Annotated in this window: 21 protein-coding genes and 1 riboswitch; of the genes, 1 reads left to right on the top strand and 20 read right to left on the bottom strand. The window is 37.8% G+C overall.

From position 1 onward, the window contains the following. Positions 1-260: 260 nt before the first annotated feature. The 5 genes from OSO01_RS10825 to OSO01_RS10810 form a co-directional block, all read right to left on the bottom strand. Complete coding sequence (locus OSO01_RS10825) at positions 261-704, bottom strand: GNAT family N-acetyltransferase (protein WP_147210447.1); 444 nt, start codon at positions 702-704, stop codon at positions 261-263. Between the two features lie 35 nt (positions 705-739). Beyond that, complete coding sequence (locus tag OSO01_RS23375; RefSeq protein ID WP_156987580.1) at positions 740-895, bottom strand: hypothetical protein; 156 nt, start codon at positions 893-895, stop codon at positions 740-742. Positions 896-1,019: 124 nt separating this feature from the next. Further along, entirely contained in the window at positions 1,020-2,177 is a 1,158-nt protein-coding gene (locus tag OSO01_RS10820; protein WP_147210446.1) for a serine hydrolase, read from the bottom strand. A gap of 19 nt (positions 2,178-2,196) precedes the next feature. Next, the gene (locus OSO01_RS10815; protein ID WP_186813632.1) at positions 2,197-3,063 is read right to left on the bottom strand and encodes a DUF2705 family protein; all 867 of its coding nucleotides are present in this window, start codon (positions 3,061-3,063) and stop codon (positions 2,197-2,199) included. After that, positions 3,056-3,988, bottom strand: a complete 933-nt coding sequence (locus OSO01_RS10810) for an ABC transporter ATP-binding protein (protein ID WP_147210444.1) — start codon at positions 3,986-3,988, stop codon at positions 3,056-3,058. The genes OSO01_RS10815 and OSO01_RS10810 overlap by 8 nt, the downstream gene beginning before the upstream one ends. A 347-nt stretch (positions 3,989-4,335) precedes the next feature. Between OSO01_RS10810 and OSO01_RS23370 the strand changes: the two genes are divergently transcribed. Then, entirely contained in the window at positions 4,336-4,476 is a 141-nt protein-coding gene (locus OSO01_RS23370) for a hypothetical protein (RefSeq protein ID WP_156987584.1), read from the top strand. Between the two features lie 108 nt (positions 4,477-4,584). Here the strand turns inward: OSO01_RS23370 and OSO01_RS10805 are convergent, their stop codons facing one another. The 15 genes from OSO01_RS10805 to OSO01_RS10735 form a co-directional block, all read right to left on the bottom strand. After that, complete coding sequence (locus OSO01_RS10805) at positions 4,585-5,091, bottom strand: DUF3189 family protein (protein WP_147210443.1); 507 nt, start codon at positions 5,089-5,091, stop codon at positions 4,585-4,587. Positions 5,092-5,302: 211 nt separating this feature from the next. Then, on the bottom strand, positions 5,303-5,713 hold the full coding sequence (locus tag OSO01_RS10800) for a VOC family protein (RefSeq protein WP_147210442.1): 411 nt from the start codon (positions 5,711-5,713) through the stop codon (positions 5,303-5,305). A 48-nt stretch (positions 5,714-5,761) separates the two neighbouring features. After that, positions 5,762-6,862: a CAP domain-containing protein gene (locus OSO01_RS10795; RefSeq protein WP_246145126.1), complete on the bottom strand. Its 1,101-nt coding sequence runs from the start codon at positions 6,860-6,862 to the stop codon at positions 5,762-5,764. Between the two features lie 649 nt (positions 6,863-7,511). Next, the gene (locus tag OSO01_RS10790) at positions 7,512-8,738 is read right to left on the bottom strand and encodes a DUF819 family protein (protein ID WP_147210441.1); all 1,227 of its coding nucleotides are present in this window, start codon (positions 8,736-8,738) and stop codon (positions 7,512-7,514) included. A gap of 180 nt (positions 8,739-8,918) precedes the next feature. Beyond that, a complete protein-coding gene (gene dapA / locus OSO01_RS10785; RefSeq protein WP_147210440.1) occupies positions 8,919-9,800 on the bottom strand; it encodes a 4-hydroxy-tetrahydrodipicolinate synthase in 882 nt (293 codons plus the stop codon). A gap of 242 nt (positions 9,801-10,042) precedes the next feature. Then, positions 10,043-10,223, bottom strand: a riboswitch (Lysine riboswitch). Positions 10,224-10,411: 188 nt separating this feature from the next. Continuing rightward, entirely contained in the window at positions 10,412-11,335 is a 924-nt protein-coding gene (gene cysK / locus OSO01_RS10780) for a cysteine synthase A (protein ID WP_147210439.1), read from the bottom strand. A gap of 15 nt (positions 11,336-11,350) precedes the next feature. Beyond that, positions 11,351-11,764, bottom strand: a complete 414-nt coding sequence (locus OSO01_RS10775; protein WP_147210438.1) for a PH domain-containing protein — start codon at positions 11,762-11,764, stop codon at positions 11,351-11,353. Positions 11,765-12,063: 299 nt separating this feature from the next. Further along, a complete protein-coding gene (locus OSO01_RS10770) occupies positions 12,064-12,960 on the bottom strand; it encodes a 5'-3' exonuclease (RefSeq protein ID WP_147210437.1) in 897 nt (298 codons plus the stop codon). 18 nt (positions 12,961-12,978) lie between these two features. Beyond that, positions 12,979-16,587, bottom strand: coding sequence for a dynamin family protein (locus OSO01_RS10765; RefSeq protein ID WP_246145125.1), 3,609 nt, complete (start codon positions 16,585-16,587; stop codon positions 12,979-12,981). A gap of 300 nt (positions 16,588-16,887) precedes the next feature. Next, positions 16,888-17,877 (bottom strand): phosphotransferase enzyme family protein, encoded by a 990-nt coding sequence (locus OSO01_RS10760; protein WP_147210436.1) that lies wholly within the window; start codon positions 17,875-17,877, stop codon positions 16,888-16,890. Positions 17,878-18,336: 459 nt separating this feature from the next. Next, positions 18,337-19,866, bottom strand: coding sequence for an acyl-CoA carboxylase subunit beta (locus tag OSO01_RS10755; RefSeq protein WP_147210435.1), 1,530 nt, complete (start codon positions 19,864-19,866; stop codon positions 18,337-18,339). Between the two features lie 21 nt (positions 19,867-19,887). After that, positions 19,888-20,667: an enoyl-CoA hydratase gene (locus tag OSO01_RS10750; RefSeq protein WP_186813631.1), complete on the bottom strand. Its 780-nt coding sequence runs from the start codon at positions 20,665-20,667 to the stop codon at positions 19,888-19,890. Between the two features lie 21 nt (positions 20,668-20,688). Next, positions 20,689-20,898 carry an acetyl-CoA carboxylase biotin carboxyl carrier protein subunit gene (locus OSO01_RS10745; RefSeq protein WP_147210433.1) on the bottom strand — a complete coding sequence of 70 codons (210 nt, stop codon included), beginning with the start codon at positions 20,896-20,898 and terminating at the stop codon, positions 20,689-20,691. 1 nt (position 20,899) lies between these two features. Further along, on the bottom strand, positions 20,900-22,255 hold the full coding sequence (locus OSO01_RS10740) for an acetyl-CoA carboxylase biotin carboxylase subunit (protein ID WP_147210432.1): 1,356 nt from the start codon (positions 22,253-22,255) through the stop codon (positions 20,900-20,902). 16 nt (positions 22,256-22,271) lie between these two features. Then, complete coding sequence (locus OSO01_RS10735) at positions 22,272-23,414, bottom strand: acyl-CoA dehydrogenase family protein (RefSeq protein ID WP_147210431.1); 1,143 nt, start codon at positions 23,412-23,414, stop codon at positions 22,272-22,274. Positions 23,415-23,525: the final 111 nt, after the last annotated feature.

Raw genomic sequence — 23,525 nt, 5'->3', positions numbered from 1 at the left:
CAATAGAGAAAAAACATCTGCTAAATTCAAAAATGGAATGGTATCTCAGCAAGAGATACCATTCCATTTCTATTCTAGCTATTCGATTTTAAATGTAATAAAAGTTCTTTTTGCCTTTAATCCTTTCGTTAAGGCCGGCACAATACTGTGTATGAATCCCCCCTAAATTTAAATTTATTTTTGAGTAGAGAGCCTCCTAGACTTTAATGTTAGAGAATAACATTAAAGTTATTTAGTTTACATAATATAATTATGGTCATCTATAAATGCTTCTCCATAATAATTTCTCCTTCCGAATCATGCTGCCCTGTCCGGACAAAGCCATGCCTTTTATATAATTGTTCAGCTGGATTGTTTCCCGGAACAAAGCTTAAACGTATGATTTGCACATCATAATTCTCTATAATGTATTTTTCAATTAATGGGATAAACTGATTTGCATAACCTTGCCCCTGAAAACGACGATCAATCATAAAACGATCAAACCAAATGCTTCTTTTTTCATCAAAATAAAATCCAGTCATGGCATACCCAACCGGTTGATTGTCATCATACAAGCCAAGCGATGTTGTAAGCTGTTCAATAAAGCTTTCTGCTAAACAAAATGATACGCTTTCCATAAAATCTTTTTGATTTTCAGTTACTTCTAATGCAGCAATTTCTCTCCAATTTCCCTTATTTACTTCTTCTATATAAATTGACACTGCTTTCCACCGCTTTTCTTAGTTTAGTGATACATTTAAAAATAATGTTGAATTATTTTTACCCAGCCACTAATAGAAAGGATTAATATTATCAGTAAAAATAAACCGGCACTTAAAATTCTCGGGATAGAGAACCAATACGCTGCTATTTTCAAGGAAGTCTTTTCTTCCTTATTTTTATCATCTTTCATTTTTTCATCCTCTCAAGCAACTGTCTCCTGCTCTTTTCTTGAAACAGATCTTTTTAGAATACAGCTTATAAATCAAAATCCCCTTAATACGATGCAATGTACCGGCGTCAGGGGGATTATATAATTATTCAGCTAATAATTCTCTAACTTTCTCACGAAAATCTTCCTCATTTACTAATTTATCCGTCAAAGCCTGCACCTGCATAGCTGCGACCTCCAGCTCAGAAAGGTTAAGATCATTTGTAAATAAAATCATCTCTAAACGGTTGCCTGCCTCGTCTTCTGCATATACAGCCTGATTTAATACAAAAGCAGTGCTCCCGCCTTTTTGTGCCGCGCGTTCAATTGCTTCATTTTCTAATTTCAGGCTAAAGATAGCATCCAATTCTTCATAAAAAGCATCGGAGTAATGCTCTTTTTTATTCAGCATAGTCATGATTTTATGGTAATCTTCAGCTGTTGCATGGGTCAATCGATCAGACCAGACCTTTTGAATCGGCATATCCAATAGTGCAACAGCTTTTTCTTTTTCCTCTTCACTTAACGGTTCCTCTTGCCATTCTTCAAAAAGATCGACAGCTATCTGGCGGTATGCATCATCATCTAAATCACGTAATGCTGCTTCTAATTCGTCTTTTTCTAAATTGTTCTCTTCCAATACTCTTTCCGGAATTGCAATGCTTGCTGTTAACGGATAGATCGGATCATGGTTATTTAAATCTAATTCCCCAACCCGATTATTTACTTCCTCCAGCCCCAATCGTTCTATTAAATAATCAGTATTTGCATTAGAGCTGAAATCCATCATTCCTTGTGCAATTTGTTCAAGGGAAACCTCTCCTGCTTCGTTGCCCAAGGTATTTTTCCAGGCGTCATGTGCTCCGCCATCTGTATTAGCAAAATAATACTTATCTACTTCTTCCATAGATACCTTTTCCGAAGGGTCGATTTTCCCTTCCTCCGCTTGACTGGCGAATTCAATCGCAATAATTATTTTGACAACACTGGCAAGCGGCAGGGCTAGATTGGTATTCATTTCTGCTATTGGTTCATCGTTCCATGTAGCTAAAAAAGCAATCCGGTCAGAGTCTTTATTTTCTTTTATAAATTCCATAAAAAGCCCTGTTGCAGGATCCAGATTTTCTTTATTATCCTTTTCTTCCAGATCCTCTTCTTGCTCCGTATCATTTTGATTATCTTCTTGTTCTCCCTCATTCTCATTAGAGCAAGCTCCTAAGAGAAGCAAAAGAAATACAAACAATAAAGTAGAAGATTTCTTCACAATGCCTCTTCCTTTCCAATTAATTTCCAGCTACATCTCTTTTTTTGAAAGTGAGCCATCCTACTATCATAAATATAATGTAATAAACGATAAGAACAGCAATAGAAAACCCAATAGTTGTTCCTTCAATTAAAGGCGCCCCCGCAAAAATACTTTGGAGATCGAGATGTGCCGTTAACAGATATTTTGCAATTTCATAGCGGCTTACCAGCATGGTAATAATAGGTGCAGCAATGAAAATCACAATACTTGCTGCAATCGCCATGGCGCTGCCTTTGAATAAAATTGCAATCATGAAGGACAAGGTTGCCACTATAATTAACGGAACAAGACTAAATAGTATATTTTTACCGATAGAAGTAATGATAGAAACTTCGGTATAACCAGACCCCATGTTATCTACAATGATTGGATTCCAAGCATCAACACCAAAAAAGATAAGCCCAATAATCATGGATAGAATAATGGTGTATAGAATTAATACAACTGCAAAGAGTAAAACAGTAATATATTTGGATGTTAATACGGTTCCCCTTCCTGCCGGGCGAATAAGTAACAATTTAATCGTTCCCCATTTATACTCATTCGAGATAATTTTAGCTGCTGCGACAATGATAAAAATAGTAATAAAACTGATAAGCGAGATATTATCAGCCACGAAAGCCCACATATCATAAGCTGGAATCTCTACCCCAACAGACTGATAAGCTTGAACCAGTTCACTTTGAAAGGTTGCGTCAATAATCATACTCTGGTTAGCTACAAAGTTTGTAATGATAGCCCCGCCAACCAGAAGAACCGCAATAATGATATACATAGCCCACGTAGATTTATAATGATGCAGTTTAATAAATTCGTTTTTTATAAGCTGACTCAGATTACTCAATGACATTCTCTCCAATCAAATCGAAAAATTTGTCTTCTAACGTGCCTTTTGCAGCCTGAACTTCATATACATTGATATTATTATTTAATAATTCTTTGAGTACAGCTGGTATTTGTTCACGTTTCATCGCTGTTTTTAAGATTGTTTCATCTGCTGTCTCTACAAATAAAGATTCATCCAGACTATCCAGATGCGCTTTCGCAGTCTCCGCATTGCTAACGGAGATAATATATTCTGATATATCACTATCCTCAATCTTCCTGTTCTTTTCTACATCCTCTACAGCGATTAATGATCCATTTTTAATAACTCCAATGCGATCACACATCAGCTCAATTTCAGATAATAAATGACTGGAAACAATGACACTGACATTTTCTTTTTCCGCCAAGGTACGGATATATTGGCGAATCTCCTTCATTCCAGAGGGATCAAGACCATTTGTGGGCTCATCCAAAATGAGAATCGATGGTTTATGTAACAAAGCCTGTGCAATTCCCAACCGCTGCCGCATTCCAAGAGAATATCCGCCAACTCTATCATTGATTACCTTCTTCAAACCGACTAATTGGACTACCTCTTCTATCCTTTCTTTTGTTGTGCCTGGAACCATTCTTGCAAACTGCTCCAGATTTTTTCTTCCTGTTAAAAAAGGATACATCTCCGGGTTCTCAACAATCGCTCCAACCTCTCTGATCGCTTCACTATAATCTGTTTGAATACTTTTGCCAACAATACGGATGTCGCCTTCTGTAATTTTCATTAAACCAACCATCATCCGTATGGTGGTGGTTTTACCAGCCCCGTTCGGCCCGACAAAGCCAAAGACCTCGCCCTGTTTTATTTGGAAGCTGACATCTTTAATAATTTCTTTATTCTTGATACGCTTGCTGACATTTTTTAATTCCAATGCAATTTCAGTCAATTCTAGTCCTCCCCGTTCAACTTATTCTTCTTAATCAAGTTATACGAAATGATTGAAAAAAAGTTTCAAATTCATTTGTATTTTTTAAGTAATTCGTTTATGAATCTGCAGTCTCCATTAAAAAATGTGTTAGCTCCTATTAAGTTTGTCTAATCCCTTTTTTCTTACTAACGTATATTGAATGGGAAAGGGGGGATAAGCTATGTGCGGTCATCACTCATCAGAAGGAAGACGTAAAGACCCTTGTTGCAACACAAGTCGTCCAGGCGCCGACTATCGTCGTAAAAATCATAAACAGGATTGCTGTCATAACAGTCACCAAAATCGCAACAGATGTGAAAACAGACATGAAGACTGTTGTCACAGCAGAAATAATCACAGAAACGAACACCATCACAGATGTCGTGAATCGAATCGTTGTGATAATAGGCAAAGGAATAGTAACAGAAGGAAATTCTGTTTTTGTTGTAACAGCTTCTACTAATTAAAGCTTGCAGACAGGTCACCCTCATCTTTTGAAAAACACATCAGGCTATCAGGTATTTTATTCTGATAGCCTGATGTGACCTATAGAAAACTTTTTCTCCTAAATAAAATCAATGAAATTTTTTATTTTCCAATACAATAACTTTGGCAGTCATAGAATGACCCGCCTGCTTTGTTTCCTCAACTAACCGGTTAATCTTTACACAGCATTGCTTTGCACCGGCAACCAATAAAGGTTCTCCTAAAAAATTGATATTCAATCCTCTGGATAAGAAGCCTCCCACTGACATCACAAATGGTACAGTAGGAGAAGTATTGGAAATAATAATCTTTTCATTCATCGAAGTTCTTTCATGTAACAAGGCTGCTAAGTCTTTTATAGCTGGCACAACATATTTATTATTTCTTCTTCCTATGGTGTATACTGCATTTCCCTCGTCATCCATACCATGGAAAATCAGTTTACCTAAATCATGCTTTGTTAATTTATTGAAGTATCTGACATGATGTATTTCTTCCTTTGTCAGCTTTCGATTCGTTGGAAGTTTATTTAAATGATAGGCTGCTGCAAGTGAAGTGGTATGTGTACCTCCGTAGTCGTTATATATATAAATCAAAATAATTTCCTCCTCTAAAAAGTTTCCTTTTGATACCTTCTGAACGTATATCACCTGCTCCTTGAAATAACCCCAATCCATTAAAATTTCTAATCAAGATTTATTATTATCCAAAAAATATAAAGCAATGCACCCAGGCATATCATTTACTAAAAAAGGATAAACAACACATATATGTATTGTTTATCCTTAAAACTTTATATAAAATTGATTACTCTTTCGTAAAATTCAAATCCCAAACAATCCCGAATTTATCTTTGACTTTTGCATATTTTGCTCCCCAAAATGTATCCTGAAGCTTCATTAATACTTTGCTTTCCTGATGCAGGTTATCATATACCTTCTGAATACTTGCTTCACTTTCAAATTCGAGCACCAACGAAATATGATTCCCCGTTTCAACAGGCTGACCGGGAAAAGTATCTGAGAGCATAAAGAATAATGCATCCTTTTTAAATTGTGCATGAATAATTCTGTTTTCCGCTTCAGGAGGAGTTGGATAGTCCGCTTCACCAAACGTTTGTATCGCCAGGATTTCCCCATCGAAAACTTTCTGGTAGTAATTTAAAGCTTCTTTGGCATTTCCGTTAAATGTGAGGTAAGGTGTTGCCTGTTTTTTCATTAAATCACTCCTTTTCATTAGATTACCCGATAATCTTTCTTCCGTTAGTTACTGAAGAAAGTTCTCTGTATAAAACGGCTGGTCACTTTCATTAAAATCAACGCCGATTCCTAAATGACTAAAGCTTTCGTGTAAAATATTTTCCCGGTGTCCAAGAGAATTCAATAGACCCTGATGGGCAAAAATACTGCTGAACTGGCCATAAGCGAGGTTCTCACCCGCGCTTAAGAAAGAAATGCCATCTGCCTTCATCCGGTCAAAAGGAGATTGTCCTTCTAAATTCGTATGACTGAAAAATTGATTGACAGCCATATCAGTACTATGCTTTCTTGCTGTTTCTCTTACATCTTCATCCCATTCTAAAATAGACAGATCCTGTTTCACGCGTGTAGCGTTGGTTAAATCAAATAACTGGTATTCCAGCCCTTCTTTCAGTGCCTCACTGCCGGGAGTATAAAGCGTGCTCTTCGCAGCTTCTAAATCTTCATCTATGATTTGAATGGCAGTTACTTCATCCAATTCATGCAGATCATAAAACATGGTTACGTAAGTACCATCCATATGATAAACATCATATTCGCCTTCACTCTCTATTTTATAATTAAACCAGCCGTTGCGGATCATTTCTTCCGGCTCACCTAATATCTCGTTTACTGATGACTTGGAATCACCAAGCGCAATATCGTGCTTAGATGACAGTAAATCCTGGTTGGTAAAGAGTCCACGGACTACATCCTGTTCATCGTAAGCAACCATCATAAAGTTTTGATAGTTTTCATGATAAGTGGACCACTCTACCCCATATTCATTTTCACTTTTCCGTTCAGGTTCTCCATACGTCTCTTCAACCTGATCTCTTGTATCTCCAATTTCTACATTGCCCACGGAAAAAGATTGCTCCTCGGGTGTAGTGAGCTCCGGTGTTTCCACTCGCTCATACTCTCTATTTGTTTCTGAACCTGTGATGGAATTAAAAAATGAAGCAGCTTGATCTGATACCTGCCGAAAGTAAAAATCATTATCTACCGCATCATTAATAAAATCACCTGCAGAGGAAAATGTATCACTTACAGCATCAGGAATTATATTACGGACTGGATCTTCCCATAATGGTTTTGTCCAAATGGCTAACAGTATAATTAACAGCAAAAAAAATAATCGCTTAAAAATAGCTATCCCAACCTTTTTAATCTCTTTGATGCAACAAAAGGATTACAACTGATATTTTATTATTTACTGAATCAGTCTTTATTAATCCTTGAAATTAGCAGTCTGCCTGCTGACGTATATTAAATTATACTATGTTCAAATTGCTTTCAACAAATCTGAACATTTTTCATAGTAATGCTCTTGAGAACAAAAGCGCAGAGCGCCTGCTTAAAAACGTAGAGATTGGAGCGGCGCAACTGAGATAAAGGAAACGCGGTGAAGTTGACGAACCGATGTTGACTTTCGCCCACAGGGCATAAGTGCGACGTGAAGTCTCTAAAGTTTGGCGCTCGGAGCTGGACACGGCTGCTTTTCTATAAATAGTTATCCAGAAGGCAATTATTCTATAATTTCCTGGTGTATGAAATAATGATTTCAAACACAAAAAGTCCCTTTGACTATGCTACGATTGAAATACTTAACCAAGTTTACTCAATCACCCACCCGACAAGGAGGAAATAGTCAATGAGATACTTTAATGGAAACAAGGTTTTAGAAGAAGTCAATTCGCAAAAGAGATTCGAGGTACTGATTTATGCAATAAAAAAATCTGCTTCTGTATTAATGACAGAAGCAGATTTGACTATCTCTACATCATGGTTCCAAACCACACAGCGAGGAAGGTGCCAATATAGTTTCCAATAATATAGCCCAGGGTACCGACGATTAATATTGGACCTACTAATTGCCGCCAGCCTTTTGCAATCGCAAACGCTGCTGCAGTAGTTGGTCCGCCAATATTTGCATTACTTGCCAGCAAAATTTCCTCTAAGCTCATTCTAAATAGCTTTCCAAAAACAAGAGAAAGTATTAAATTGATTGCGACAATAATAAACGCAAAAACAAGCAATAATGGTGCCGTATTAATAATTAACGTGATGGATGCCGGGACTCCAATAACGACGAAAAATATGTGAATCAGATATGTACCAATTTCCTGACTGCCGTTTAATTCAGAAAAATAATTTGGAAAAACTCCTAAGGCAATAAAAGTAAGTGTTGTTAATACCAGATACTGATCACCGATTAAACCGTTTAACAGGTTATTGAAGAAGGATGCATCTTCTCCACTTGGAATAATACTGGCAAAGAAATCGGCAATTTTTAAAGAAACGACTACTAAAAGAAAAGCTGTTCCAACAGAAAGTGCCATATCCTTTAATGAGACTGATTTTCTCTTCCAAAAGCTTTCTGCTAATGTTTTATCACCATCAGCTGATTGATTCTGCTCCACTTCGTCAATATGAGGCGTTGGATAGCGTTTTCTAATAAAGTTCATGGCGGGAATAGCCATCAGCATGATAAATAATAATGCCATCATTAAATTATCAGCAACAACTGCCGCCGAAATGATTTCGCCAGGAGTTTCAAATTTAGCAGCCATTGCTGCAAAATTCACGCCTCCCCCAATATATGTAGCACTGAAAATACCGCTTAATTGGTCTAATAGAGGTATGTAATTCCTTAAAGTGAAAAAGGCAACAATTGTTCCTGCAATCGTACCAATAGAGCTCAGCAGAAAAATAAGCAACAGCCTGCTGCTTTCCTTCCATATTTTTTTAATATTAACATGAAACAACAGAAGCGGTATTGCTAATGGAACAATAATAGACCAGACAGCATCATATACCGGCGACTCCGTTGGAATGATACCAAAATTAGATAAAACCATTGCTCCCACTAATGCAATAATTGCTCCTGTAACCTTGGAAGCCCAGCTATAACGCTGTTCTAAAAAAATACTGACAGATGCCCAGATAATGATAATCCCCCAAAGGGTGATTGTATCATCTGCTTGAATGAATGTTTCTTTCATTAACTCCTCATTCCCTTCTTTTTATGGTTTGTTTCATATTTTACCATTTAAAGTTAATAATTTCGCAGGTATTGTGGAGTATTTTTTTAGAATTATAGTAAATAGTCAGCTGTTACTTAAATGGAAAAAAATTGAAAATATCCTCTCTAAAACGTTTTAGAGAGGGTTCAACAAAAATATTTATTTTACTTTCTCAAATAAATCCAGTTTATGATTTAAGGATTGCAGCTGTTCATCATTTAATGGGAGCAAGGGCAAACGGACGCCTCCTACATGTACGCCAATTCGATTTAATGCTGCTTTGACGGGTGCAGGGCTGGGTGCTGCAAACATTTCCTGCATTACCGGCAGGATTCGCTGGTGAATAGCAGCAGCTTTTTTCACAGCTCCCTGTTCATATGCCGCAATCATCTCTTGCATCTCATTACCGATAATATGTCCAGAAACGGAAACAATGCCTATGGCTCCGACTGCAAGGGATGGTAATGTTATCGCATCTTCTCCGCTGTATACAGAAAAACTTGCATCCGTCTGTGCCACCATCTCTGTCAGTTTATCCATATCACCACTCGCATCTTTAATTGCCACAATATTATCAACTGCAGATAAACGAATAGCTGTTTCAGCTGCCAAATCTACAGAAGTTCTGCCAGGTACATTGTATAGCATTACTGGCAATTGAACCGCGTTTGCCACTGTTTTAAAATGCTCATACAGACCATCCTGAGAAGGTTTATTATAATAAGGCGTTACGAGCATAATTGCATCAACACCTGTTTTTTCAGCAGCTTGTGACAGCTCAATAGAGCCTTTTGTCTGATTGGAGCCTGTGCCTGCAATCACTGAAACCCTTCCATTTACTTTTTGTACCGTATGAGAAAATAATGCCAGCTTTTCTTCATTTGACAAGGTTGGTGATTCGCCCGTTGTTCCTGCTACTACCAATCCATCTGAACCATTATCAATAAGGTATTCAATCAGGTTATCTAATGCATTATAATCAATTTCTTTTTCTTCGTTAAATGGCGTTACCATCGCCGTGACCACTTTTCCAAAATTCATAACAACACACCCTTTGTATAATATCAACATCACTTGATGAAAATAGACGGACAGCGCCTAAGTAAAGTACTAAAAAAACTAGAGGATGGAAAATAATAAAGACAAGCAGAAAAAGTTTTATTTTCTGTCCTTCTGCTTCTGAATTTATTTGATTCTCTTATCATTATTCATTACTTCCATTATTTCCACAAAATAAAAAGCACCAACGGAGACCGCTGCTGCACAAACATTTGAATGTCCTCTCAGCTGATAGCCCTCCACATAGTTTCCTATATGACAGCACCGGATTTATTCAATCCCAGTACCAGTACAATAAGAATACGGCTTATTATACTTCGGCAAATTCCCCTTTCCATATGCTTCATCGCCAGCCTATTCTGCCTCTGCATATTTACTGATGGTCTTTGCACCTCTATCGTTCATCTATGAATAATGAATTTGTTTGTATTATAGCAGGAATACGCAAGAAAAACAAATGAAAAATAGAGATTTTTATGGAGTAAGAAAAGCTTTATAGCGACCGCACCAAGATGCAGAAGCCCAATATTGTTCAACTTCTTTACTGGTAAACTATGCAAAATAAAAAAATAGGTGATTCGCCTGCTTGATTATTAATTCTCTTGCAGAAAGTCCATAGACAAGTATCTTTCTCCAGTATCAGGCGCGATACAAACTATCTTTTGTGAAGGCTTCAGACGCTTGGCGACCTCTCTGGCTGCGTAAATGGCTGCAGCCCCGGACGGTCCGATAAATAACCCTTCTTTTTGGGCAAGCTCCTGCAATAAATTCAATGCCTGATCATCATTGATTTGCATGATTTCATCATAAATGGAGGTATTTAAAATCTCAGGTACGAAGCCTGGACTTGTTCCTACTAACTTATGCGGACCAGGTTCTCCCCCTGATAAGACTGGAGAGCCTTTTGGTTCAACAACAGTAATATGTAAATCCGGAATAAATTTTTTTAGCGATTCTCCCGTACCTGTTACTGTTCCCCCTGTACCGGCAGTACAGACAAAGGCATCTAATTGATTATTCATATCCTTTAAAATTTCCAGTGCAGTTGTTTTACGATGAGCATCAGGGTTCGAAATATTTTTAAATTGCTGGGGAATAAAACTGTTTGGTATTTCCACCTGCAATTCCAGTGCTTTTTTTATGGCGCCCGGCATTTTTTCATTACTTGGTGTTAAAACTACCTTTGCACCATATGCTTTCAAAAGATTTCTTCTCTCTTCTGTACTATTATCGGGCATCACAAGAATTGCCTGATAACCCTTTGCAGAAGCTGCCATTGCCAATCCTATTCCTGTGTTTCCGCTTGTCGGTTCAATAATTGTATCTCCCGGTTTTATAAGTCCCTCCTGCTCTGCAATATGAATCATATGAGTTGCAGCCCGGTCTTTTACACTTCCGCTCGGATTAAACATTTCCAGCTTCACATAAATTTTTGCTGCATTTTCTGGCTGCAGTTTATTTAGCTCAACCATGGGTGTCTCTCCTACTAATTCTGTAATATTATCTACAACTCTCATAATTGCCGCCTCCTTCTATTCTTTTAATAAACGCTTATCTACTGAAATATCTGGATTTATCTTCATCAGTTCTTCTACAAAGGTAAATTTATCCTTCGGTGAGATTGCAATTAAATCATATTTTCCGCTTCGGATTTGTATACGATCTAGAGATAGCGCCGGGGCAATAATCGGCATCTTCGCCAGGAGAATTAACTCCATATTTTCTATATAAATCGTTTGACGAATCGGCCCATAATAGACAATTAAACGGTCTTTATCAATCTTATACCCTGTACGGAACCAAAACCAAAGCAATATACTGCATAGTATTAGCATAATGATTAAATTAATTATCTGGCCTTTCAGTAATGGAATAAACACACCACTAAGCACAACAGCCCAAAGAATAACCACCATCCAGGTATCTTTTTTCGATTCAAAATACATTATATTCCCCCATTCATCCTAACAATATCTCATCTTCCATTATAGCCACTGAAAGTGTATATACCAAATTTCAACATTATTTCCATATGTTAAATTTATACAATAAGAATAACTTATATCACCCGAACCCTTTCATTCTCTATAAAGAACACAGAGGTTTTCATCCTTTTTCACTTCTATAAGTATAAATAATCTCCACCTAGGTCTGATATCCTTCAACATAAAATGAAAGGAGGGGGGTATGTTCTATACCTACGCCCGGTATAAAGCATACCCCCCTCACCAAAGAATTAATTAATTTAAAATGATACAGATGGTTTATTTTTTAATGGAGCAAGTAAACGATCCAGATGCTTCCATTCAAGTTTATCTAATTCGGTTATCACTTTATCTTCTTTAAAATCCCATCTGGAACCTTCTAAATCACAGCTAATTGGAACATCACATTTTATTTCCGCTAATTGCCGTGATAAATAAAGCATATCCATATCGGCTTGTAATTTACTTTGTATTCCTTTTGGGAGCCTTTCAATATTCTCTACTAAACCATCGATGGTTTCAAATTCCTGCAGCAATTTTAAGGCTGTTTTTTCTCCAATTCCTTTTACTCCAGGATAATTATCCGAGGAGTCTCCCATCAATCCTTTTAAATCAATGATTTGTGCTGGAGAAAGAGCCTTTTTCTCATAGAAATTATCCTTATCAAAGACCTCATAATTCCCCTGGCCTTTCCGCATAATAATAACACGGATATTTTCTTTTACTAATTGAAGCAAGTCTTGATCACCAGAAAGAATAAACACTTCATTTTCCGGATTATATATATTTGCAAGTGTACCCATGCAATCATCCGCTTCAAAATTTTCTAACCCTATATTAGGAATATCAAAAGATTGTACAATTTCTTTTACCAAATCAAACTGTGGAATTAATTCCACAGGCGGTGCATCCCGATTTGCTTTATACCCATCATACATCTCTGTCCGAAATGTTTTGCTTCCCATATCCCAGCAGCAGACAACATGGGATGGTCCGAAAGTTTGAATGGCATCTGTTAAATAGCGTAAAAATTGGTAAACACCATTAGTCGGAACTCCTTTTGAATTATACATAAAATTCCCCCGGAAAGATGTTGCAAAAAATCCCCGGAACAGGAGTGCCATCCCGTCTACTAATAAAACTTTATTTGCTGTCATGCTTCATTTCCTCCCTCTTTAGTATCGATCTAAAATTAGATCCATTTGTTCTTTTCTATCTGTCAGATCATCCATATCCACTTCCACAAATAAACGGTCAATAAATTGCTGATAAAGTATATCCGCTTCTTGTAGAAGGACTGACTTTTCTTGATGAATCCGATTATTCCACTGTTCCTGATAGGACGACTCGATTAATTTAGCACCTTCTTCTACAAAATCCTGGACGTCTGACTCTATGATTGCGTATAGCTGCTCCTTTATCTCTTCCTTTTGATTTTGTACAAAGAACGTTTTTGTATCTTTAAATTTACCAAATAATTTCTGAAGCTCGCTATGCTTTTGAACCGATAGCTTAATCGTTAAATCAGGTGTATCAAAGCCGGAGATATCCCACTCTGATATTGAAAAAACAGGGTCGAATCTTTTAGCTTTTTCTATCATTTCAAGCTGATTGGTTTTTAACAAACCTTTTAAGAGCTGCTCAACCCGTAAAGAGACAGCTAACAGCTCTTGATGCAGCTCCGATTCCATATAAGTGACCAGCTGTTCAAACTGCTTGATCAGCTGCTGCCGGCCAGCTCTGCCTGACTCCGTAATCGTTGTTGGATTATAAATTTCTTTAAATAGATCATGAAAGCGGATCGCAAAGCGCTGATTTAGAAAAAAGGCTTGTTTTTCTAATTTTTGATGCCATCTATTTTTAGTTGAGTCTAGATCTAAATTTTCTACTGTTTGAGCGATTTGCTGATAAGCGTTTTGCAGCACTTTTTTCCGCTTTGTTTTTGCAGACTGGTCCAATTTTAACGATTGAATAAATTGTTCTAATGCTTCACCTGACCGTTCGATATCGCTGATTGCTGCTCTTTTTGCAAGCGCAGTTAAATCATGATGAATAAAATCATAGAAACGGGATTCAAATGACCGCATCTGTTCATTCAGTGTTTTTTGTTCTATTTTTTCTGCTAAAGATATCTTACTCGATACAGGATAAAGACGCGGAAAACGAATTCCTAATTGTGCTAATTGCTCTTTAACGTACATAGTTACCATATCTAATTCTTGCTGATCACTGGCAAGATCTGCAGCATTGACAATAAAAAACATTTTATCAAGCTCAAATACATCCTTTACACGTCCCAGCTGCATCAGAAAATCTTTATCTGCACGGGAGAGTGCATGATTATAGTAGGTAACATATAAAATAGCATCTGCATGCTTAATATATTCAAAGGATACATTCGTATGTCTGGCATTAATCGAATCTGCACCCGGCGTATCAACAAGTGTAATTCCCTGCTTCGTTACTTCACAATCATAAAAAAGATCCATCGATGCAATATAACACGCTTTTTCTTCATCTGTCACGTAGGATCCAAAATTATCAAAGGTGATTTTCTTGGCAGAGCCAATGACAGATCGGACCTCTTCATAGCCTTCAAGCATCGCATTTAAATAAGCCTGATACATTTTTGGCAAACGCGAATCCGTTAACACATTCTTTGTTTTCAGCCATGTAATCAGCTCCTCCAGGGAAGCATTTGGCGGTTCACATACCTTTGCCAGTGTCATTATATCATCTACCAGCATTTTTTCTGATTTAAAGGTGACAATTACATCCCGATGCCGATTTTCATTTGTAACTGGACGAATCCGGTTAACTGCAGCTGTTGTCGGATTCGGTGATACCGGAAGGACATGTTCTCCAAGAATAGCATTAGCAAAGGATGATTTCCCGGCACTAAATGCACCAAACAAAGCAATGGTATAAGAGCGTTCTGTTAAGGATATTTTTCGTTTCTTTAGATCCTGCTGGTAGCTTTCAAACCCGGGTAAATGAATTGCTTGTAAGACATTATCTATATCACAGACAACATGCTGGTCTGTTGCTGCAGGTGACTCGTTCTTTATTTCTTCCTGTACTTCATCTGCATCAGCATATACCTCCTCATCAAGTATTTCCATAGTCTCTGTTCCCTGTCTGGGAATTACTTTTCGCGCTTGGAGCTCTTCCTTCATCTCTGTAATGACTTCCGGTAACACATCAGGATTTTCCTGCTGCTCATCTAAATGGTTGAAATAAGCTGCTTCCTCACTTTCAAGTGCATAATTAGCTTGCTGATCCACCTCTGCAGCCTGCAGCTCCTCCAATTGTTGCGTCATTTCCTGCAGCTGTTTCTTATTCTTTTCTTCAAGCTCCGTTCTTACTTCTTTTGCCAGCTGTCTCATTTGTTTTTTGAAATGCGTCTTTAAACTGGCAGCAATATCATTCGTATAATTTAAAACATAATCTCCATTTATACTTGCGCCTTTACGCAAACTGCTTTCCAGCAGCTCTTCACTTAAAGACCATTCCAGGAAGGAGATGCCTTTTTCCTGATAAGAGGAATCCAGTTGATTCAATTCAATTTGCTCATACCACTTATCACGGAGCTTCCATTTTAATGTGGTCTCAACATTCTTTTCTAAAGCATTCATAAAGGCTTGCTTCCGCTCTATTTTTGCTTCCTTCGTTTTTTTACTGCTTGTAAGTAAGCCGCCAACCTTAAAGTCAGGCTGTACAGATTCTAAATAAGCCTTTGCAAGCTCTCTTAAATCTGCGGGCATCAGATACGCATTTTTCGCAGTTTGATCTACCTCATTTAAGAACCCATCTGCTATATTTTCCGGATACTGCTGCAGGTCTTCAATCTTTTTCGTTAATGTGTCTATCTGCTCTGTCAATGCCACTTCCTCGACTTCATCTAAAAAAGCTTTTTGATTCGACATTTCCCGATGAACTTTTTCTTTATGATCTTTCACAATTTGTCGAATACTTGCATCCATTGTTGTGTATTCATCTTTAGACCTGAGCATTTGAAATACGGTGTCTTTCAGCTCTGGCCACTCATTATGCGGTGCTTCCGGACTTTTAAGGGATGTGTAGAAAATGGAAGAAGGATGCAGATTCCATTGATCAAACGTTTGTTTAATTTTTTTATCAAATTCGACAAAGGGCAATTCCGTTTCATTATGCTTATCTATCTGATTGATAACAAACATGAATGGAAGGCCATTTTCCTGCATTGCCTGAAGAAATAATAGATTCACTTCAGATTGAACATGATTATAATCGGTTACATAAATAAGATAATCTGATAAGTGAAGAGATGCTTCTGTAAGCATTCTGTCAATATCGTCTGCGGCATCAATTCCCGGCGTGTCTAAAATAGCTGTATGAGGCGGTAAAATATCCTCGCCGGTACTGATATGCATTTTTTTTATTTGATTTTTATTTTTTGAGAACTTTTTAATCTGATCTAAATCATATGGTTCATGGTATTCAATCACTTCACCATTATGAAAAAAAACATTGACAGTGCCTTCCCCAGATGAGATCTTAACAATATTTGCACTGGTAGGGATGGGACTGTTCGCTAAAATCTCCTGCCCTAATAAATGATTTATTAATGAAGACTTTCCAGCAGAAAAATGCCCTGTCAATGTAATAATAAATTCCTGATTAAAGTATTTTTCCAGTATATCAAGCATCTTATCTGCATTAATTTTATCTCCCCTATTTTTCATTTCCTGATAGAGAGATGTAATTTGCTGTTCTGTTACCCTTTTTTCCATATACGTGATCACAAGCCTTTACCCCTTTTTGTCAACTTATTCATACCTGCTAGCTGCTTTATTGTTTTCCCCTTCTTTTGACATAATATCTTTATTATACGGAATATTGGTATCGATTTCTAGGGATTTAAATATTTTAGTTTACATAATAAAATTATGGTTAATTAAATTCGTTGCTGCATGGAATGAAATAACATTGACTCTACCAAAACTATTATTTTTTTCTACAAACATGTTCCCGTTTCCTTTCATTTAGTCAATACCTGCATCGTAAATAAAGGCGATACATCAGGAACATGCACCGCCTTTTTACTATTTATTTAGCTTTTCAATGGAAAGACGGTATTTTTCTATTATACCAGACAACTTTAATCGAAGGTTTATCAGCCATTCAGGATGATCTTCAGCTGCATCAATATCTACAGCTCTTATCAATTTTGCCAGGGAGATTAATTTGTGTAACCTTTCAAAGCCTGAAAATGCACGAAGTATTTCCATATCTAAATTAGTTTCGGTTTTATATCCATCGATAAATGTTGTTATCATCGGATTTTTAACATTAAAATCTCCCACATCTCTCCATGCATAGACAATATCAGCTGCAAACCAATGGAGAGAAGAATCATCAAAATCAAGCATTCCAATTGTGTTATTATCAAAAATCACATTATCCAGTTCAAAGTCATAGTGAATGATTCCAAAGTTTTCTTTCGATAGGCTTAACTCATCCGCCCAGATTAATAGTCTTTCAAATTCTTTATGAGCTGCCAATTCTTTTTTAGGAAGTGCTTCTTTCGCTTCTAGTAAAAGGTCCTTCCAGCTTGGACGATTAACTCGATATTCTTCTGGCAGCTGCTTAAGGTTTGCGTGTAGATTACCTAACGATTTCCCCCAGATATAAGCCTGTTGATCTGAAATTTCTTCCATATTGAGATGCTTACCTTCCAGAGCTTCAAATACGACTGCATAAAAAGTTCCCAGCTTCGTTTCTATGACTTCTATATCATTTCCATTTAATGATGTTATTGGTTGAGCAACGTTTAGTGCCCTATTCCCCAAATACTTTACAATGTTCAGTTCAGCTTCAATCGACGAATAATCCCGTTCTGATGAATCATTAAATCTCAAGAACAATTGTTTTCCTTCTTTATAAAATTCAAAAATAAAATTTGCGCTTGCTCGTAAAATAGTTGCAGAGCATTTATCATAGCCCCACCGTTCCAAAATTTCTTCTCCCAATGGGCTTCTCCATTCACTGTTAACAGTATTCATTACTTTTTTCATCGTACTTAATTTCATCATAAATATAACTTCCCCTCTTTTGAATATTGATAAAATATTCAATAAGCTGCAGGGCAAAAAGGAGAGCTAAAATTATATGCTTCAGCTCTCCTTTTTATTTTAAAAGATGGTTTATGAAAAAATCTTTTATGATGGAAGCCCTTAATCTAATCCATCCAAAGGGCCGGCCATTAATATTTATCAACCATAAGCCATGAGCAAGGATGGACAAACTAAACTTATTGAATTAGCTGACATCAACCTCACCCCTTTCCATTTAACGTTTCTCTCCATTGTATATCAGATAATTTAGATAAACAAGAATACTTTTATATTTATCAAATATTCTGATCAATGAAATTTGGCTAAATCGAAGCAGACCATTCTCAATTTCTAAAATTATATATCTGGTTTACTGTATTTATCTATTTATGTTAAAACGCCCAGGATTCAATCAACCTGAGCGTTTCAAAAATAGCTTTACACTGGATAAACTCCATGCTTTCTTTCCGTAAATTGTTTGTTCTTATTCTGATAAACGGAAAAACGACTTATCAATGCTTGGCGAAGCTGATCGGGGTTAATTATATCATCAATAATCATCTCCGAGGCTAACCGGTAAATATCAATATTCTCTTTATAAGCAGCCTGCTTTTCCTGAATATAAGCTGCTCTCTCCTCCTCCGGAAGCTTGGCGATTTTATTTGCTTCTACTGCGTTCACTGCCGCTTCCGGCCCCATGACAGCAATCTGTGCATTTGGGAAGGCCAAGCAGCAATCCGGATCAAAAGCAGGACCTGACATTGCATATAGACCTGCCCCATATGCTTTTCGGACAATAACGGATATTTTAGGAACTGTTACTTCACTCATTGCAAACAGCATTTTTGCTCCATGACGGATAATCCCTTGCTTCTCCACTCTTGTTCCAATCATAAATCCTGGTACATCTGTTAAGAACAGCAGCGGAATCTCAAACGCATCACATAGTTGGATAAACTTTGCTGCTTTATCTGCTGAATCTGTAAAAAGGACGCCTCCTTTTACACGAGGCTGATTTGCAATAATCCCTATACTACGGCCATCAATACGTGCCAGCCCTGTGATTAATTCCGGAGCAAACCGTTTTTTTATCTCACAAAAACTGCCTTCATCAATTGTACGGTCAATCAGATCGTACATATTAAAAGCTGCATTTTGATTTTCCGGGATAATTTCACTGATAGGCTTATCAAATGTCTTTGGCTCTACAGGGGCAATTTGTTTTGGTTTTTCCCGAAAATTAGCCGGAAAATAGGTTAAGTACTTCTGTGTAAATTGAATAGCTTCCTCCTCTGTATCTACTAATACATCGCCTACTCCTGAGGTTGTGCAATGCATCTTTGCTCCGCCCATTTCCTCTAAGGAAACCTTTTCACCAATAACCTTCTCAGCCATTCTTGGAGAACCTAAATACATGGACGCGTTTCCATCAACCATGATAACAATATCGCAAAAAGCAGGAATATATGCTCCGCCAGCTGCTGATGGACCGAATAATATGCAAACTTGAGGAACCCTTCCAGACAGCTTAATTTGATTATAAAAAATGCGTCCAGCTCCCCTTCTTCCCGGGAACATATCTATTTGATCGGTAATCCTTGCACCTGCAGAGTCAACCAGATAAATCATCGGCACTTCCAGCCGTTCTGCCGTTTCCTGAATACGCAAAATTTTCTCTACAGTCCGCTGACCCCAGCTTCCAGCTTTGACAGTAGAATCATTCGCCATTGCACAAACTGTCTGTCCGTTAATTTTTCCTGTGACAGTAATCACACCATCCGCCGGTAAATCTTCAGCCAACGCATTTGCAAATAAGCCATCCTCAAGTATCTCATGAGAATCAAAAAGAAGATTAATTCTTTCTCTTGCGAAAAGCTTGCCCTTTTCAGCATTACTGTCATGATATTTTTGTTTCCCCCCTTTTTGTATTTTTTCAATACGCTGCTCCAGTTCCTTCTCCATACTCATATAAGCATACTCCTTCCAGCTTTAGTTTCCGTGATAATCGGGCTTTCTTTTTTCTTGAAACGCCAGCAGCCCCTCTTTTCTATCTTTCGTTGGTATAACCTTTAAGTAAGATTCATGCTCCAGTTGAATTGCTTTATCCAGCGGAAGATTAACTCCCTGGTTAATAGCTTTTTTAGCCTGTTTCACAGCGATTGGACCATTATTTGTTATTTTCCGGGCGATACTGATTGCTTCATCCTGTAAAAAGGAAGCAGCGACTGACCGCTCAATCAGTCCGATTGCTAAAGCATCATCCGCTGAGATAATTTTGGCAGTATAGATAAGCAGCTTTGCCTGCCCTATTCCTATTAATCTAGGCAGCCGCTGTGTTCCTCCAGCTCCCGGTATAATTGCTAAAGATGTCTCCGTTAATCCCAGCTTTACATGGTTGGCAGCGATTCTCAAATCACAGGCCAAAGCAAGTTCCAGCCCGCCTCCAAAGGAGACACCATTGATTGCAGCAATAACTGGTACATCTATCTTTTCTATGGAATCGCAGACACTTCCAATTTTTTGTACTGCAGCAACAACCTCTTCCTCATTCATTATCTTTCGTTCTTTCAAGTCAGCTCCGGCACAGAAAGCCTTCTCCCCGCTTCCAGTTATAATTACACAACGAATTTTTCCTGAGGCTTTGATTTTTTGAATACATTTCTCTAACTCTGTTAATAAAGCTAAAGATAAAGCATTTGCAGCTTCTGGCCGATTTAATGTGACAACAACTATATTCTCATCAACCGTCTCATAGTTTACAAATTGCATAGGCATACACTCCAGACTAAATTATTCAACAATCGCTATTGTATCTCCCTCATTAACGAAATCTCCTTCCTGCACCTTCCATTCCTTCAGAACTCCCTTTTCCTCAGAAGCAATCGGAATTTCCATTTTCATAGATTCCAGAATAACAACATCCTGTCCTTCTTCTACTGCTTCACCCTGCTGAACTGTAATTTTCCACACATTTCCTGCCATCGATGCTTTAATTTCCATGTTATTTACCCCCTGAGTTTGGTTGATAATATTTGCTTAAAAAGGATGTTTGTGTATTTCCTTTCAGAAATGCTTCATATGTTATAATTTCCTGAAGCATTAGTATGTTCGTTTTAATCCCTTCAATATTAAATTGACGCAGTGCCTCTTCCAGCTTATCTATTGCCTCTGACCGATTTTCTCCATAGACAATCAATTTCGCAATCATCGGGTCATAAAAAGGTGTTACCGTATCTCCAGAAGTAACTGCACATTCATTGCGGACATCTTTTCCTTCAGGCAGTTCAAGCGCTGTAATTTTACCCGGTGATGGAAAGAAACGAATGGGGTCCTCTGCGTAAATCCTGACTTCAATTGCATGCCCTTTTATTGCTATCTCTTCTTGTTTAAAAGAGAGTACTTGATTATTAGCAATATTGATTTGTTCCTTCACAATATCAACACCAGTAATTTCCTCTGTAACTGGATGCTCCACCTGAATACGTGTATTCATTTCTAAAAAGTAAAATTTACCTGATTCATCAACTAGGAATTCAATTGTTCCTGCATTGGAATAATGAATTGCTTCAGCTGCGATAACTGCTGTTCTTCCTAACTGTTCGCGAAGCTGTTCAGAAATGGATGGAGAAGGAGCCTCCTCTAATACCTTTTGGTTCCGGCGCTGTATCGAGCATTCCCGTTCAAATAAATAAATTGTATGATTATGTTGATCTGCTAATATCTGCACTTCAATATGTCTGCTATTTTGTATGTGCTTTTCTAAAAACATCGCGCCATCTCCAAAGAAAGACGCAGCCCGCTTGGAGTTGTTTTCAAAAGCTTTTTTCAGCCCATCGGCTGAATGCGCTATCTCCATTCCGATGCCGCCACCGCCAGCTGATGCTTTCAACATAACCGGATAGCCGATTTTCTCAGCAAACCGAAGAGCTTCTTCTGCAGATCCTACAGCACGATCTGTACCAGGAATTACTGGTACACCAGCTTCTATCATCGCTTTTCTGGCTTCAATCTTGCTCCCCATCAGCCTTAATATATCTGCTTCAGGACCAATAAAAATGATATTTTCTTCTCGACAGCGTTCAGCAAATGCCGGGCTTTCACTTAAGAAGCCATAACCGGGGTGGATCGCATCAGCATTTGTCTGTTTAGCAACTTCAATGATGGAATCTAATTGAAGATAGCTTTGTTGTACTTGTGATGGACCGATATGATAAGCTTCATCAGCATCTTTTTTAAATAGTGCATTCTGATCAGCGTCTGAATATACAGCTACTGTTTGAATACCCAATTGTTTACAAGTACGGATAATTCTCCTCGCTATTTCACCTCGATTAGCAATTAATACTTTTTTTATCATTGACTTCCCTCCTTCTCTAGCAGCCTAGAAGCCTCGCAATAACCAGTCGCTGAATCTCTGAGGTTCCTTCTCCAATTTCCAGTAATTTAGCATCTCTTAATAACCTCTCTACCTCATATTCACGCATATAACCATAGCCCCCGTGAATTTGAATCGCCTGGTTTGCAGCACGAAAGGCCATTTCTGATGCATATAATTTGGCATATGCCGCTTCTTTGGAAAAATTTCTGCCCTGATCCTTTAACCATGCTGCTTTATAAACCATATTACGGGCAAGCTCAATCTCCATAGCCATGTCAGCTAATTTAAATTGAATCGCCTGAAAACTGGAAATGGACTTTCCAAACTGCTTCCGGTCTTTGGCATATTGTAAGGAACGATCTAAAGCAGCCTGTGAAATACCAACCGCTAACGCAGCAATAGAAATTCTCCCGCCATCTAATGTTTTTAAGAATTGTTTATGCCCCTCATGCGCTGTACCAAGTAAATTTTCTTTGGGGACACGGACATTATCTAGAATGACCTCTGCTGTATCTGATCCGCGGACTCCCATTTTTTCATAATTACTGCGGATTGTTAGTCCCTCAGCATCTGTTGGAACAATAATGGCTGAAATTCGATTCTTATTGTTTTCATCTTTTTTAGTAACTGCCGTAACGATAATGAAATCTGCGAAGCTGGCATTTGTGATAAAACATTTTTCTCCTTGAATAATATATGCATCGCCATCCAATTTAGCAATCGTTCTTGTGCCTCCAGAATCTGATCCGGCATTTGGTTCTGTTAATCCAAACGCTCCAAGCGAATGTCCTTCAGCAATCGGCTTTAAAAACGTTTGTTTTTGTTCTTCCGTTCCAAAATAATAAATCGGACTGGCTCCTAAAGACACTGCCGCTGCATAACTTAGTCCTGTGCTGCCACAACGCCGCCCAATTTCCTCTACGGCTATCGCATATGAAATCATATCACCGGAAGAACCTCCATAGTTTTCAGGAAAAGGAATGCCTAATAAGCCAAGCTTTCCCATTTCTTGAAAGATGTCTTCTGGAAAAGCTGCATTTACATCGATTTCTATTGCTCTTGGCCGGATGGTTTTTTCCGCAAAATCAGAAACCATTCGTTGAATCATCTTTTGTTCTTTTGTTAAATCAAAATTCATCCCCACGCCCCCTTGACTTAAATATCGCATTCATATTCTTCTTTTTCTTCGAGAAATTGAATTTGTTTTACAGGCAGTTCTAAAAAGATATAGACCCAAATTGAATGCGCT

This window comes from Oceanobacillus sojae (assembly GCF_007991515.1).
GTDB classification, from domain to species: domain Bacteria; phylum Bacillota; class Bacilli; order Bacillales; family Amphibacillaceae; genus Oceanobacillus; species Oceanobacillus sojae.
This window is presented reverse-complemented; position numbering and strand designations above follow the sequence as displayed.

Coding starts and splice junctions, on each gene's coding strand:
- OSO01_RS23375 (WP_156987580.1), bottom strand. CDS start 895: ATGAAAGATGATAAAAATAAGGAAGAAAAGACTTCCTTGAAAATAGCA.
- OSO01_RS23370 (WP_156987584.1), top strand. CDS start 4,336: ATGAAGACTGTTGTCACAGCAGAAATAATCACAGAAACGAACACCATC.
- OSO01_RS10800 (WP_147210442.1), bottom strand. CDS start 5,713: ATGAAAAAACAGGCAACACCTTACCTCACATTTAACGGAAATGCCAAA.
- OSO01_RS10790 (WP_147210441.1), bottom strand. CDS start 8,738: ATGAAAGAAACATTCATTCAAGCAGATGATACAATCACCCTTTGGGGG.
- dapA (WP_147210440.1), bottom strand. CDS start 9,800: ATGAATTTTGGAAAAGTGGTCACGGCGATGGTAACGCCATTTAACGAA.
- cysK (WP_147210439.1), bottom strand. CDS start 11,335: ATGAGAGTTGTAGATAATATTACAGAATTAGTAGGAGAGACACCCATG.
- OSO01_RS10775 (WP_147210438.1), bottom strand. CDS start 11,764: ATGTATTTTGAATCGAAAAAAGATACCTGGATGGTGGTTATTCTTTGG.
- OSO01_RS10770 (WP_147210437.1), bottom strand. CDS start 12,960: ATGACAGCAAATAAAGTTTTATTAGTAGACGGGATGGCACTCCTGTTC.
- OSO01_RS10760 (WP_147210436.1), bottom strand. CDS start 17,877: ATGATGAAATTAAGTACGATGAAAAAAGTAATGAATACTGTTAACAGT.
- OSO01_RS10755 (WP_147210435.1), bottom strand. CDS start 19,866: ATGAGTATGGAGAAGGAACTGGAGCAGCGTATTGAAAAAATACAAAAA.
- OSO01_RS10750 (WP_186813631.1), bottom strand. CDS start 20,667: ATGCAATTTGTAAACTATGAGACGGTTGATGAGAATATAGTTGTTGTC.
- OSO01_RS10745 (WP_147210433.1), bottom strand. CDS start 20,898: ATGGAAATTAAAGCATCGATGGCAGGAAATGTGTGGAAAATTACAGTT.
- OSO01_RS10740 (WP_147210432.1), bottom strand. CDS start 22,255: ATGATAAAAAAAGTATTAATTGCTAATCGAGGTGAAATAGCGAGGAGA.
- OSO01_RS10735 (WP_147210431.1), bottom strand. CDS start 23,414: ATGAATTTTGATTTAACAAAAGAACAAAAGATGATTCAACGAATGGTT.